This window comes from Pandoraea anhela (assembly GCF_902459655.1).
Taxonomy (GTDB): Bacteria; Pseudomonadota; Gammaproteobacteria; order Burkholderiales; family Burkholderiaceae; genus Pandoraea; species Pandoraea anhela.
On the sequence record NZ_CABPSB010000004.1, the window covers coordinates 119,413 to 133,568 of the forward strand.

General features: G+C 65.5%; 11 protein-coding genes. All 11 read right to left on the bottom strand.

Annotation, left to right across the window (positions count from 1 at the left end; all coding sequences use genetic code 11):
* Positions 1–53 precede the first annotated feature (53 nt).
* The 11 genes from purF to PAN31108_RS07910 all read right to left on the bottom strand — a co-directional run bounded on the left by purF (position 54) and on the right by PAN31108_RS07910 (position 14,070).
* The gene (gene purF / locus PAN31108_RS07860) at positions 54–1,574 is read right to left on the bottom strand and encodes an amidophosphoribosyltransferase (protein ID WP_150668324.1); all 1,521 of its coding nucleotides are present in this window, start codon (positions 1,572–1,574) and stop codon (positions 54–56) included.
* A 55-nt stretch (positions 1,575–1,629) separates the two neighbouring features.
* Positions 1,630–2,565: a CvpA family protein gene (locus tag PAN31108_RS07865; RefSeq protein WP_150668325.1), complete on the bottom strand. Its 936-nt coding sequence runs from the start codon at positions 2,563–2,565 to the stop codon at positions 1,630–1,632.
* Position 2,566: 1 nt separating this feature from the next.
* Positions 2,567–3,595, bottom strand: a complete 1,029-nt coding sequence (locus PAN31108_RS07870) for an SPOR domain-containing protein (protein ID WP_150668326.1) — start codon at positions 3,593–3,595, stop codon at positions 2,567–2,569.
* Between the two features lie 45 nt (positions 3,596–3,640).
* Positions 3,641–4,939 carry a bifunctional tetrahydrofolate synthase/dihydrofolate synthase gene (folC, locus tag PAN31108_RS07875; protein ID WP_150668327.1) on the bottom strand — a complete coding sequence of 433 codons (1,299 nt, stop codon included), beginning with the start codon at positions 4,937–4,939 and terminating at the stop codon, positions 3,641–3,643.
* Between the two features lie 233 nt (positions 4,940–5,172).
* Positions 5,173–6,048, bottom strand: coding sequence for an acetyl-CoA carboxylase, carboxyltransferase subunit beta (gene accD / locus PAN31108_RS07880; RefSeq protein WP_069345089.1), 876 nt, complete (start codon positions 6,046–6,048; stop codon positions 5,173–5,175).
* A gap of 199 nt (positions 6,049–6,247) precedes the next feature.
* The gene (gene trpA / locus PAN31108_RS07885; RefSeq protein WP_150668328.1) at positions 6,248–7,072 is read right to left on the bottom strand and encodes a tryptophan synthase subunit alpha; all 825 of its coding nucleotides are present in this window, start codon (positions 7,070–7,072) and stop codon (positions 6,248–6,250) included.
* On the bottom strand, positions 7,026–7,955 hold the full coding sequence (locus PAN31108_RS07890; RefSeq protein ID WP_246183836.1) for a DNA-methyltransferase: 930 nt from the start codon (positions 7,953–7,955) through the stop codon (positions 7,026–7,028). The genes trpA and PAN31108_RS07890 overlap by 47 nt, the downstream gene beginning before the upstream one ends.
* Positions 7,956–8,037: 82 nt before the next feature.
* Positions 8,038–9,240, bottom strand: coding sequence for a tryptophan synthase subunit beta (gene trpB / locus PAN31108_RS07895; RefSeq protein ID WP_150668329.1), 1,203 nt, complete (start codon positions 9,238–9,240; stop codon positions 8,038–8,040).
* Between the two features lie 59 nt (positions 9,241–9,299).
* Entirely contained in the window at positions 9,300–9,959 is a 660-nt protein-coding gene (locus tag PAN31108_RS07900) for a phosphoribosylanthranilate isomerase (RefSeq protein WP_150668330.1), read from the bottom strand.
* Complete coding sequence (truA, locus tag PAN31108_RS07905) at positions 9,956–10,756, bottom strand: tRNA pseudouridine(38-40) synthase TruA (RefSeq protein WP_150668331.1); 801 nt, start codon at positions 10,754–10,756, stop codon at positions 9,956–9,958. The genes PAN31108_RS07900 and truA overlap by 4 nt, the downstream gene beginning before the upstream one ends.
* A 221-nt stretch (positions 10,757–10,977) precedes the next feature.
* The gene (locus PAN31108_RS07910; RefSeq protein WP_174994894.1) at positions 10,978–14,070 is read right to left on the bottom strand and encodes a motility hub landmark protein FimV; all 3,093 of its coding nucleotides are present in this window, start codon (positions 14,068–14,070) and stop codon (positions 10,978–10,980) included.
* Between the last annotated feature and the right edge of the window lie 86 nt (positions 14,071–14,156).

Below are 14,156 nucleotides of genomic sequence, written 5' to 3' on the forward strand. Positions count from 1 at the left end.
CCGGTTGCCCCGATCTCTCGGGGCGTCCGGCCGTACTGCCGAGCCGGCGTGGCTCAGAGGCCCAGTTGTGCGCCGCGCGGTTCGTTTTCATCGCCTTCGCTGGCTTCCACCACCGGCGCCTTGGGCGCCTTGCGCTGCTGCTCCAGACGATTCAGGTACTCGGGCGTGACGTCACCGGTGATGTAATTGCCGTCGAAACACGACGCATCGAAGTCGGAGAGCGCCGGATTGATGTCGCGCACGGCGGCCTTCATGTCTTCGACGTCCTGATAGATCAGCTCGTCGGCGCCGATGATGCGGGCGACGTCTTCGTCGCTGCGGTCATGTGCGACCAGTTCGCTGCGCGTCGGCATGTCGATGCCGTACACGTTCGGGAACTTCACGGGCGGCGCCGCCGACGCGAAGATCACCTTGCGGGCCCCCGCGTCGCGCGCCATCTGCACGATTTCCTGACTGGTCGTGCCGCGCACGATCGAGTCGTCGACGATCAGCACGTTCTTGTCCTTGAACTCCACGCGCATGGCGTTGAGCTTCTGGCGCACCGACTTCTTGCGCATCGCCTGACCGGGCATGATGAAGGTACGACCGACGTAGCGGTTTTTGAAGAAGCCTTCGCGATAGTTCAGCCCCAGACGCTTGGCGACCTGCATGGCGGCCGGACGGCTGGAGTCCGGAATCGGCATGACCACATCGATGTCCTTGTAGTCGATCTCGCGGCGGATCTTCTCGGCGAGGTAGTCGCCCATGCGCAGACGCGCGTCGTAGACCGGCACGCCGTCGAGCACCGAGTCCGGGCGCGCCAGATACACGAGTTCGAAAATGCACGGGTGCATCGATGCCGAGGCCGAGCACTGCTTCGACGTCAGTTCGCCGTCGTTGCTGATGAAGATCGCTTCTCCCGGCTTGACGTCGCGCTCGAACGCGAAGCCCATGCCTTCGAGCGCCACCGATTCCGAGGCCACCATCCACTCCGTGCCGTTCGGGCCGTCGAAGCGGCCGATGCACAGCGGACGGATGCCGTTCGGGTCACGGAAGGCCAGCAGACCGAAGCCGGAGACGATGGAGACGATGGCGTAGGAACCGCGCAGACGACCGTGCACCTTGCTCACCGCCTGGAACAGCGACTCGACGGACAGCCCGTCGCGCGAGCTTTCCTGCAACTCGTGCGCCAGCACGTTGAGCAGGACTTCGGAGTCGGAAGTCGTGTTGATGTGGCGGCGGTCGACGCGGAACATCTCGTCCTTGAGCTGTTCCCAGTTCGTCAGGTTGCCGTTGTGGGCGAGCACGATGCCGTACGGCGCGTTCACATAGAACGGCTGGGCTTGTGCCGCGCTCGACGAGCCCGCCGTCGGGTAGCGCACCTGACCGATACCGACCGTGCCCGGCAAGTCGCGCATGTTACGCGTGCGGAACACGTCGCGCACCATGCCGTTGCCCTTGTGCATGTAGAAGGACTGGCCATCCGTCGTCGCGATACCCGCGGCGTCCTGGCCGCGGTGCTGCAACAGCAGCAAGCTATCGTAAATGAACTGGTTGACCGGGGATTTGGAGACTACACCGACAATGCCACACATGGCATGAATCCTTCAAAAAACATCGAAATCTGCGTCAAACGGACAGTATTATCCGTCATTCGGAAACCTTGTGCAGGCCGGTCGACGGCGTGGGCGATCCACCCGGGATGCCCGAGCCGCCCGATCCACCGCTACGCATACCCCAGCCCTGCGGCTGCGCGCCCGCGCGCTCATCCGCACCGTCGGCGCTCAGCCTTGCACCGGACAGCGCCGTCCCGCTGGTGTCGCGAAGCGCGCCACCCATGAGGTTCGACAAGCGGGTCGATACGGCTTTCGTCGCCCCCTGCTTCACTTCGTTCGTCACTTCGCTGGCAACGCCGTCGACGACACCGCTCAGCGAACCGCTCTGGCCACCCGCAGGACGCGGCACGCCGTCACCCGACCGGCTGCTGCCCTGACCACCACGGTAAGGTTCCAACTGTGGCAAGGGCATCGTCGTGCCCATCGGATTGACGTTCGGCACGGCGGTCTCGGGCTTGCGCAGGTAATGCTGCACGGCCTCGGGCAGATAAGGCATGAGCCGGTCCAGCCCGGCTTCCACCCACGGACGCGTCAACGATTGTTGCCAGACCGGCTGTTGCGGCAACGCCGTTAACTTGGCGGCGACCACCAACAACATCAAGAGCAGAATGCCGCGAACGATACCGAACAACATTCCGAGTCCGCGATCGGCCGGACGCAAGCCGATCAGATCGGTCATGCGCCCCACCAGCGCACTCACGATACCGGCGCCGAACACCACTGCGACGAGCACCACCAGGAACCCTAGCGCGCCCTGCGTCAGCTCGCCGCCGGGAAGGTCGGCGGGCAGCCAGTGCGCCACGGTCGGGCCGAAGGCGCGGGCCACAAAGAACGCCACGACCCAGCCCACCAGATTGAACAGCTCGCGCACCAGTCCGCGCAGCATGCCCAGCAACATCGAACCGAGCAGAATGGCGATGGCCGCGTAATCCACCACGGTCAACAGACCGCTATGCACCGTATCGCTCAACTCAGCCCGCCTCGGCGACCTGCGCCGTCAGCCCGGCGTCGCGGATCTTCTTGCCGGCCGCTTCGGCGGCCGTACGATCCGGGAACGGGCCTGCCCGCAAGAGATACAGTTCACGCCCGTCGACCGTGCTCTTCACCATGTAGCTCGGCACATTCACCAGCTTGAGCTTGACGAGCCATGCCTGCGCGCGGTCCTGCGTCGAGAACGCGCCGATGCGAACCAGATACTTGCCGTTCGATGCCGGCTTTTGCGCGTTGTCGTGATTATCCGCCGGCTTGGCGGCGGGCTTTGACGTCGTATTGTTCTGCGCGAACTGCGCGATCGGATCCGCCACGTTGTTGTTCGGCGGCTGCGGTTTGGCCTGTGCCCTGGCCGTGTCGTGCGACTCCGGCTTGGTGGCCGGCTTCACTTCGGCGTGCGTCTCCGACTTCTTCACCTCGGGCTTGGCTTCCGGCTTGTGCTCGGGCTTCGCCTGCGCGATTTGCGGCTCGGGCACCGCACTCGGTGCGGGGGCCGGCGCCACATTGGCGGCTGGCGGCACGGCCGTCGGTGCCGGCGCGGGTTTGGCCGACTGCGCAAGCGTGCTGCTGTCGACGGCTTCCTCGCCCTTGTCGAGCGAGGCATCGGACGGCGGCGCGGTCGCGACCGGCGGTTTCACGCGTACCGGCGGCGAGTTGGCGTCTTTCCCGGGAATCTGGATCGCAATGTCGTCGGCCGTCGGCTTCGGTTCCGGCGCGAGCACCATCGGCAAAATGATGACAGCGGCGAGCACCAGCGCAAGCGCACCGACCAGACGGCGGCGCGCGCGTTGCTTTTCGGGCAGCAGCGGGTCGAGTTGCTCGTGCTCGCTGTACTCGCCCCCTCCTCCCGCCGTACGGGTGCCGGTTCGGCCGCTCCTGCGGCTACCGCGCTTTGGGGGAACGGCTTCGGCGTCTTTCTTGCGGAAGGAAAACAATCCCATAGGCCCTTGGCTCAGGTCGAAACTTGCGTCGTTGGACTGATCATCGCGCATCTTGTGCGTGCTGCGCATGACATTTCTCGTAAGCAAATGTCACGGCATACGCAATTACCTACTTCAGTGGCGTTGCAATTTGCGGTGCGACATCACGCCTGCGACCGTAAAGAACGATCCAAAAACCACGATTCTATCATTCTCGCCGCACTGCTCGAGCGCGGCGGCATAGGCTTTCTCAGGGGATTCGAAGGTTTCGATCGAATGATCGGCATCTTCGACGAACCCGACGGCGCGCAACTTCTCTTCGAGACCCGCCGCGCTCGCGGCACGCTCGGTCGGCAGCGCACACAAACGCCAGTGGTCGACCTTGTCGACGAGATGCCGCAGCACGCCTTCGATGTCCTTGTCGGCCATCGCGCCAAACACGGCGTACGTGTACGGAAAGAAGCCCATTCCGTCGAGGTTGTGACCGAGCGCTGCGGCAGCGTGCGGGTTGTGCGCCACGTCGAGCACGACGGCCGGACGCCCCGGCAGCACCTGAAAACGCCCCGGCAACTCGACCGAGGCGAGCCCCAGACGAATGTCCTGCGCCGACACCGGCAACACGTCGCGCATCGATTCGAGCGCGGCGAGCGCCGCCGACGCGTTGAGCAACTGGTTCGCGCCGCGCAACGCAGGATAGGCCAGCGCCGGGCGACGCATATGGCGGCCGCCATAGCTCCACTGCTGCTTGTCGCCCTGATAGTTGAAGTCGCGCCCGAACAGCCACAGATCGGCGCCGATACGTTCGGCTTCCGAGATCAGCGTGGCCGGCGGCATCGGGTCGCCACAGACCGCCGGCTTGCCCGCGCGGAAAATGCCGGCCTTCTCGGTCGCGATCGCCTCGCGCGTGTCGCCGAGATACTGTTGGTGATCGAGGTCGATGCTCGTGATGACGGCGCAATCCGGGTCGACGATATTCACGGCGTCCAGACGTCCGCCCAACCCGACCTCCAGAATCACGGCATCGAGCCCCGTCGTGGCGAACATGTGCATGATCGCGAGCGTGGTGAATTCGAAGTACGTGAGCGAGACCGGTTCGTCGAAGCTCGTGCGCGCCGCTTCGACGGCTTCGAAGTGCGGCAGCAGCGTAGCATCGTCGACGATCTCGCCGTTGATGCGGGCGCGCTCGTTGAACGAAATCAGATGCGGGGACGTATGGCAGCCCACCCGATAGCCGGCGGACAACAAAATCGCCTCGATGATGGCGCAGGTCGAGCCCTTGCCGTTCGTGCCGCCAACGGTGAAGACGGGACACGGAAATGTCAGGCCGAGCGCGTCTTTCACGCGGCCAATGCGCGTGAGTCCCATATCGATACCCACGGGGTGAGCGGTTTCCAGATGGGCGAGCCAGGCTTCGAGAGTGGAGTATGTCGGCATGGTGTACGTGCAGAAAAACAAAAACGCGGACGTCACTAACGTCCGCGCTTCTTATCTTGCTTCTGTCCTGCGAAATGGTGCATTCGGGCGCCGCTGATGCAGCGCTGCGTGGCGTTGCGCCATTCTACGCCGTTGCGCCGCCCTTTGGGGCACTGCAACGGTGCGTGGAACGCGTCGCGCACACGGCAAATGGCTGGCGTCCAATGGACTGCAACGCGTGTGATCCGCCCGACTTACGCGACGGCGTCCGCCGGCTGGCACTGCATCAATGCAATCAGACGGGCGATTTCTTCGCGCAGCTTGCGACGGTCGACAATCATGTCGATCGCGCCCTTCTGCAACAGGAACTCCGAGCGCTGGAAGCCTTCCGGCAACTTTTCGCGCACGGTCTGCTCGATCACGCGCGGGCCGGCGAAGCCGATCAACGCTTTCGGTTCCGCGATCACCACGTCGCCGAGGAACGCGAAGCTGGCCGACACCCCGCCCATCGTCGGATCGGTCAGCACGGAGATGAACGGCAGCTTGGCATTGGCCAGCTTGGTCAGCATGGCCGTAGTCTTCGCCATCTGCATGAGCGAGAGCAGGCTTTCCTGCATGCGCGCGCCGCCCGAGGCCGTCACGCAGATGAACGGTACGCCCTGCTCCAGCGCATTCTGCGCGCCGCGCACGAAACGCTCGCCGACCACCGAGCCCATTGAGCCGCCCATGAACGAGAACTCGAAGCACGCGACCACGACCGGCAGCGTGTGGATTGCGCCGCCCATGACCACCATCGCGTCGGTTTCGCCGGTGTCGTCCATCGCTTCCTTGATGCGATCCGGGTACTTGCGGCTGTCCTTGAACTTCAGCGCGTCGACCGGAACGATTTCCTGACCGAGTTCATAGCGCCCTTCCGAATCGAGCAGCGAGTCCAGACGTGCGCGCGCACCGATGCGCATGTGATGGTCGCACTTCGGGCAGACGTGCAGATTCGCCTCCACGTCGGCGCGATACAACACCGCTTCACACGACGGGCACTTGATCCACAGCCCTTCCGGGATGCTCTTGTTGCGCTGCGTCGGATCGGTTTGCTTGATCTTGGGGGGCAGCAGCTTGTCGAGCCAGCTCATAGTTACTCCTTGCGAAACGCCCGCTACATCACGGCAGCGGGCGCTTTCGGGGGTTCACGGCGATCGCGTAATACGATCGTTTCAATTCAGCGTTTTACCGGACATATCGCCATCATCGATATCGCCCTCGATATCTCCGTCAATATCGCAGACGACAGCCACATCGCGCCAGCGCCGTCCGGCAAATTCTGCCGCGAATTTACGCTGATTTGGCGCCCGAGTCGAGCGCCTGACGAATGCCGCCGATAAATTCAGCCAGCGATTTTACCGCGTTCTGGCCCTCCAGATCACGCGGCGTGTTTTCCAACAACTGGACGATGGCGCTGCCGATCACCACGGCATCGGCGACGTTCGCCACCGCGCGGGCCGTTTCGGCGTCGCGAATGCCGAAGCCCACGCCCACCGGCAGGTCCGCCGCAGCCTTGATCAGCGGAATCTTGGCGGCCACGCTGGCCGTGTCGAGGCTGGCCGCCCCCGTCACGCCTTTCAGGGAGACGTAATACAGATAGCCGCTCGCCTGCCGCGCCACGGCGGCAATCCGGGCGTCGGTCGAGGTCGGCGCGAGCAGGAAGATCGGATCGATGGCATGCGCGCGCACGGCCCCGGCAAAGGCTTCAGCCTCTTCGGGCGGATAGTCGACGACCAGCACGCCGTCCACGCCGGCCTTGGCGGCACGCTCGGCGAAAGCGTCGAGACCCATCGCCTCGATCGGATTGGCGTACCCCATGAGCACGACCGGGGTGCGGTCGTTGGTCTGACGGAACGCGGCCACGTAGCCGAGCACCTCGGCGAGGCTCACGCCGCGGGCAAGCGCGCGCTCGGAGGCGCGTTGAATGACGGGGCCGTCGGCCATCGGGTCGGAGAACGGTACGCCGAGTTCGATGACGTCGGCGCCGTTGTCGGCCAGCGCGTGCATCAGCCGGACCGTCCAGCCCGGTTCGGGATCGCCTGCGGTGATAAACGGAATGAGGCCTTTTTTACCCTGCGTTTGCAAGGCTTGGAACGTCGCTTGAATGCGGGACATGATCGGAAAGTCTCTGAAGTCGTTGGTTGGCGAGCGCGTGGTAATGCGCGTTCAGCTCATAGCCGACGAAACGCCGGCCGTGCAGTGCGCAGGCCACGGCGGTCGTGCCGCTGCCCATGAAGGGGTCGAGCACGAGACCGCCGGGCGGGCAACTGGCCAGCACCATGCGCTCGATGATATGCAGCGGTTTCTGCGTCGGATGATCGACGCGTTCCGGGTCTTGCCGGTGCAATCTCGAAATCGACCACAGATCCTTGGGGTTGTACCCCAGCTCCAGCCATTTGCTGCCCTCGAAGATACGGCGCGAGCGCGCCTTCTTCGTCGCGGCGTCGTAGGGCACGCGCACGGCGTCGAGGTCGAAGTAATAGTCCTTCGAGACCGCGAAAAAGCCGATATTGTCGTGCACGGACGAGAACCGCCGCGTACTGCCGCCCATGCTGGGCACGCGGCGATCCCAGATGATCTCGTTGATCATCAGCATGCGCTGCTTCAGAAAGACGAACAGTTCCGGGGCGTACTGCCACGTGCAGAACAGGTAGAGCGAGCCGCGCGGCGAAAGCTTCGGAATCGCCGCTTCGAGCCAGCCGTACGTCCAACTGAGAAAATCCTCGCCGGAGCGCTTGTCGGAGTCGTTGCCGTAGTCCTTGCCGAGCCCGTAAGGCGGGTCGGCAAGGATCAGGTCGACGCTGCCGTCTTCCAGTTCGTGCAGGTGTTGCAGGAAGTCCGCATGACGCAACACGATGTCGCCCGGCGCCCACTGCGCGCGCAACTCGCCGGCCGCTTCCAGGGCCTCGAGACGTGCGGCGGCGGCTTCGGTGGCATCCACGGGACGCTCGGTCCCGAGGACGTCATTGCGCGCCTTGCGATCAGTCAGATCGGTCATGCTGGTTCTGTTGTCCTTCACCGGGTCGGTGCTTGGTCGGGTGCTTTGGATCGGTGGCCGTCGAGCCGCCCTGCCGCTCGGCTTATGCGCCCGCAGAGGCCGGTTTGGCCAGCGCCATCACGGTGTGCATGTCCTTGTCGCCGCGCCCCGAAAGATTGACCAGCACGATCTGGTCCTTCGGCAGCGTCGGCGCCAGCTTGCACGCATAAGCGAGCGCATGGCTCGACTCCAGCGCCGGGATAATGCCCTCGATCCGGCAGCAGTCGTGAAAAGCGCGCAGCGCCTCCGTGTCCGTCACGCCCACATACTCGGCGCGCTTGATGTCGTGCAACCATGCATGCTCGGGGCCGACGCCCGGGTAGTCCAGCCCCGCCGAGATCGAATGCGTCTCGGTGACTTGTCCATTGGCGTCTTGCAACAGATACGTGCGGTTGCCGTGCAGCACACCGGGCGTGCCCCCAAGGATCGACGCCGCATGGCGGCCGGTCTCGATGCCGTCGCCCGCCGCTTCCACGCCGACGAGTTTCACGTCGGGCACGTCGATGTAGGGGTAGAAAATGCCCATCGCATTCGACCCGCCGCCCACGCAGGCCAGCACGTAGTCCGGCTGACGGCCGGCGAGTTCCGGCATCTGTACCTTGCACTCTTCGCCGATCACGCTCTGGAAGTCGCGCACGAGCATCGGGTACGGGTGCGGGCCGGCCACGGTGCCGATGATGTAGAACGTGCTCTCGACGTTCGTCACCCAGTCGCGCATCGCTTCGTTGAGCGCGTCCTTGAGCGTCTTGGAGCCGGACTCCACCGGCACGACGGTCGCGCCGAGCAGTTGCATGCGGTACACGTTGGCGGCCTGACGCTTGACGTCTTCCGAGCCCATGTACACCACGCACTCCATGCCGAAGCGCGCGGCGATCGTGGCGGTGGCCACACCGTGCTGACCGGCGCCGGTCTCGGCAATCACACGGCGCTTGCCCATGCGACGCGCGAGCAGCGCCTGCCCGATCACATTGTTCACCTTGTGCGCACCGGTGTGGTTCAGGTCTTCGCGCTTGAGGTACACCTGCGCGCCGCCCAGTTCCTGGCTCCAGCGCTTGGCGTGATAGATCGGCGACGGACGGCCGACGTAGTGTTTCAGTTCGTAATGAAATTCTTCGAGGAAGGCCGGATCCTGCTGATACTTGGCATAAGCCTCGCGCAGTTCGTCGAGCGCGTGAATCAGCGTCTCGGCCACAAAGACACCGCCGTACTGGCCGAAATGGCCGCGGGCGTCAGGCAAATCGTACATGGTCGTCACTCTTCGCGTTGCCGGGTGTGCGGCCCTTGCGGCCGCCCCGGCGGGTTGCATTAGCGTTGGGCGTCGGCAGCGAGCACCGCTTGCACGAACGCCGTCATGCGGGCGTGATCCTTCACGCCCCGCGACGCCTCCACACCGCTCGATACGTCAACGGCATAAGGCGTCACCCGACGGATGGCATCAGCAACGTTGTGTGCGCTCAAGCCACCACTCAAAACGGCCCGACGCGCGATGTCTTTTGGAATAAGTGACCAATCGAAAACCTTTCCTCCACCGCCGTAACCCTCGACCAGAGCATCGAGCAAGATGCCTTGCGCGGCGGTGTATGCATTAGCGAATTGTAGCAAATCGCCGCTGTCTTTCGTCTCCGGGCCGATACGCATAGCGCGCATATACGGACGGTTCCCTGCTGCCGCCGACAACGCGGCGCACTGAGCCGGAGTTTCATCCCCGTGGAATTGCAGCGTGGTGAGCGGTACGGCGTCCACGGTTCGCGCGACTTCCTCGGCGCTGGCGTTGACGAACAGGCCGACGACGCTGACGTAAGGCGGCACCCGACGCGCCAGGTCGGCCGCGCGCGCCGGATCCACATAGCGTGGGCTCGGCGGGTAAAAGACGAGACCGATGGCGTCGACCCCCAGCGCCACCGCATGATCGATGTCGGCAGCCTGCGACAGGCCGCAAATCTTGATACGCGTACGAGTTTTCATGAACTTGCCCAAGGCATCGGGAACGGCCACGCAGCCCAGTTGGGCTCCGGCACCCTGAATGGCTCAGGATACCCTACGCGAGCGAGATAGAGGCCGTCCGGCATGAACGTCGGGGCCGCCTGACGACGGTCGCCGCTCGCGAGCACATGCGCCATCCAGCTCGCCGGCTGTCGGCCCCGGCCGATCGAGACCAGACATCCCATGATGTTGCGCACCATATGATGCAGAAAAGCGCTCGCGCGAAACCGAAAGAGGAAGAAGTCGCCCTGTTGCTCGATGTCGATGGCGTAGAGGTGCTTCACCGGCGTCCTGGCCTGACACTCGGACGAACGAAACGCCGAAAAATCGTGCTCGCCCACGAGCACCCGGCTCGCGGCGCGCATGGCCGCCAGATCGAGCGGCGTGTGCAGCCATCCGGTGCGGCCATGCAGCAACGGCGAGCGCACCGGATTGGCGTACAGCACATAAAAATACGTGCGCTCGAAGGCGGCGAAACGGGCGTGAAAGTCGTCCGGCATCGCCTGCGCCCATTGCACGGCGACCGTTTTGGGCAGGAATGCGTTGACGCCGCGCACCCACGAGAACATTGCACGGTCCAGATCGGTGTCGAAATGCACCACCTGACCGATGCCGTGCACGCCGGTGTCGGTGCGGCCGGCGACCGTGGTGGGCAGCGCAACGCCGCCGAATTCGCGTAATGCGGCTTCGAGCGCCTGCTGCACGGTGTTGCCGTGCGGCTGCGATTGCCAGCCGGAGAACGCCGTGCCGTCGTAGTGGATGCCCAGTGCGATTCGCATATGAAAAAGAAAAATGGGCGCTCAACCAACGAGCGCCCCAAACTACGGTCAATCAGTCTTGTACGGGCCGACGCGGGAACCGGTCAACCCGACGCGATTCGAGTCACAGTGCACACAGTACACACAGCGCACGGATGTCTGCATCGACGTGGGGGCCGTCCGTGCTGCATCGTGCTGCATCGTACGGTAATGCCGCGCCATCGGCGCCGGCATCCCCCTCGTTACTTGCCAAGCTCGGCCAGGCGCGCCCGCGCAACCGATTGCTGAGTCGCGTCGCCACCGGCGATCACCTCTTCGAGCAACTCGCGTGCGCCGTCGTCGTCACCGATGGTCTGGTATGCGGTGGCGAGTTCAAGCTTGGTGTGGAACTCGTCCGGCACGCCCGGTTCGGCGGCGCGCGGCACGATAGATGAGACAGGCTCGACTGGGGCAATCGACTTGATCGGCTCGACCGCTTCAACCGTTTCGACCGTCTCGACCGTCTTGCCCGTTTCGACCGTCTCGCCATTCTGCACCGGCGAGGCGACTTCCGGCACTGCGGCGGCAACGGGTGCGGCAACCTGCGGTTCTTGCGGTGCAGCGGGGGCTTGCGCGTAAGGCGTCTGCGGGGCGGGCGCTGCCAGCGTTTCGTGTTCGATCAGCGCTTCCTCGCCGACAACGGCGGGCAGTGTCGGCACCGTGACGGCGGCCGCGGCATCGTCGCCCTTCAGATCCAGGCTGAAGTCCGACAGATCGAACGACAACGGACGCAGCGACGGCGCCTCATGCGCCGCGTCGGAATAGCTGCGCGGTGCTTCGACAGCACTCGCTGACTGCTGCATCGCGGCGTCGAAATCGGCGTCGCTCAGTTCGCCGTCGAGGTCGTCGGCCGGATCAGGCGGATCTGCCTGATCTGACATATCGCCGGAAGCCGCGCCGCGCATCGCGTCGAGACGCGGATCGCCCGGCGGCGCCATCGTGAACTGCACCGACCCGATGCCCTTGCTCAACGAGGGCAAGGCGTCGCTCGAAATCGTGCCGACATTGGCCGGCTGCCCCGGGATTCCCAGATCGAGATCGCCCAACATGCCTGCCACGCCGCCTTCGGGCACCGCCTGCGTCGCCGCAGCCACACCGCCAATGGCTGCCGCCGCGCCAAGCGCTTCGAGCGACGACATCGTGGCGTCTGCCGGATCGTCGTGCGCGACCGGTGTCTTGCCCGCCTCCTCGGCGAACGCGGCCTCCCAATCGATTTCCGCCTCGCCGGCGGGTTCGGCTGACACGTCCGGCGTCGGCGCGGCGGCGGTCATCAGCGGCTCGGCGGGGGTGCCAAGCGCCGGCTCAACGGCCTGCAAAGCGGGCTGAGAAGCCTCCGCGCCTGCGGATTGCGCTGTCGCCGCCAGTTCGTCGGTGACGGCGTCCTGCGCCGCATCCCAGGCGTCCAGTTCATTCGGCACGTTCGGTACGTTCGGCGCATCGGCGTCGACACCGGCAACGGCGATCGGATCCGGCGCGATCGCCTCGGCGTCGGCAACGTCGTCTGCCGGCGCCGACCATGACGCCTCGGCCTCCGGATGCAGGTGCTCGTCGGCTTCCGCCTGATTGGCCGCATACAAGGCCGCAGCCCCCGCAGCGCCAGCGGCAACCACACCTGCGGCGGCCACGCCGGACGGTGCCGGTTCCGCAGCAGGTGCCGCGCCATGCGGCGCGTCCGGATCGCCGCGACCGTCGCTACCGCCAGGACCATCGGTGCCATCGCGGCCATCGCGGCCATCGTCATAAGGCCCCGGCTGGCCGACAGGCGGCTCGGCACGGCGGCGACGCATCAGCCACCACAAGCCGAGCAGCACCACCAGCGCACCAGCGCCCGGCAGCACGTACGGATGCTGTGCGAGCGCACGCCAGTTCATCGCGGGATTGGAAGTCGGCCTGGCGTCGGCTGTCGGCGCACTGGCCGCAGCGGCCGCCGACGCGGCGGCGACGTCGCTCGCGACAGCCGCCGTCGCCGCGGAGGCATCCGCATCGGACGACATCGCCGACGCCGCCGACGCCGCATCGCCTGCCGCAGCACCGGACGCCGCAGCGCCAACGCCGCTTGCTGCGCCTTCTGCCGACTTGGCATCCGCCGTGGCCGGCTTGTTCGTCGCGGCGGCTGCCGGGGCAGTCGTCGCCTTGCTGTCGGCGGGTTTCGCCGTCTTCTCTTGCGCAGTCGCCCCGGAAGCGGTGGCGGCCTGCTGCTCCAGATTAGCGACGGCTTGATTCTTCATCGCCAACAGCTTCTGGAGATCTGCTACGTTCTTCTGCAACTCATTCACCCTGCCCTGGGCCTCGGTCTGCGCCTTGCCCTGGGCGATTTGCTCTTCTTCGCTGCCGCCGGACCGACCGGCGGTACCGCCAGCGCCCCCCTTGCCGGGTCGCGACAGCTTCAATTCATCGCGCGTGGCGGGCGCAGCGGCTTCCGGCGCCTTGCCTGCTTCGATCGCGCCCTGTGCACTTCGGCCACCGGCCGGTGCGGCCTGCTGCGCCGTCGATTCGGCCAGCCGCGCGCGATACGCGTCAAACTGTTCCCGCGCCGCCGACACGAACTTGCGTGCCTGCGCGGGAGGAATACTCTGCACTTGCGCATCGGCCGGACGCGTCAGCGTCGCGCCCTGACGCAGCCGGTTGGGATCGTTGCCAATGAACGCCGAACGGTTCGCCTCGAACAGCGCCGTCATCATCTGCGCCAGCGTCGTACCGCCTTCCCCGCCCGTGTACTCGCGTGCGATGGACGACAACGAGTCGCCACGTCCCACCTTGCGCGACACGTCGCCAGACACCGCAGCCACGCCGGCAGACGCACTGCCCGACTGCGCAGGCGCGGGAACGGCGGCCGAGGATGCGGCCGAATTGGAGGGAGCGACACCGGACGAAGCGACGGCGGCGGCGGGCACCACGGCCTGCGGCTGCGTCGCGCTGGCTTCGGGAATTGCCGAGAGCGTTACAGCGTTGGACTGACGGCCGGTCCGCCATTCGAGCACCAGCAGCAAGTCGAGGAACGACGTGCTGACCGGCTCTGCCGAATCGACGTGCACGAGATACGTGCCGCTGTAGCCCGCATCGCGCCCGCCCGTCGGCGTCACCGACACGGAGAGCTTGTCGAGCGTGGGATCGTAGCGCAGACCGGCTTGCCGGAATGCGTCACGCGGCGCGAGCTTGACCGACAACCCATCGGCTTCGGCCTGCGACACGTTGCCCAGCACGATCACGGCACGCAACGGCTGGCCCGGTCCCGAGCGCACCTGCTGCGGACCGAACTCGGCGGCCCCGGCATTCAGAAGCCCGAGGCTCCACAAGACAGCCGCCGCAGCACTCAAGCGAAACGAATTGCGGGACGAATTTGCGCGTTTACCGATCGAGTATTTCCGCACTGTGTCTTGTC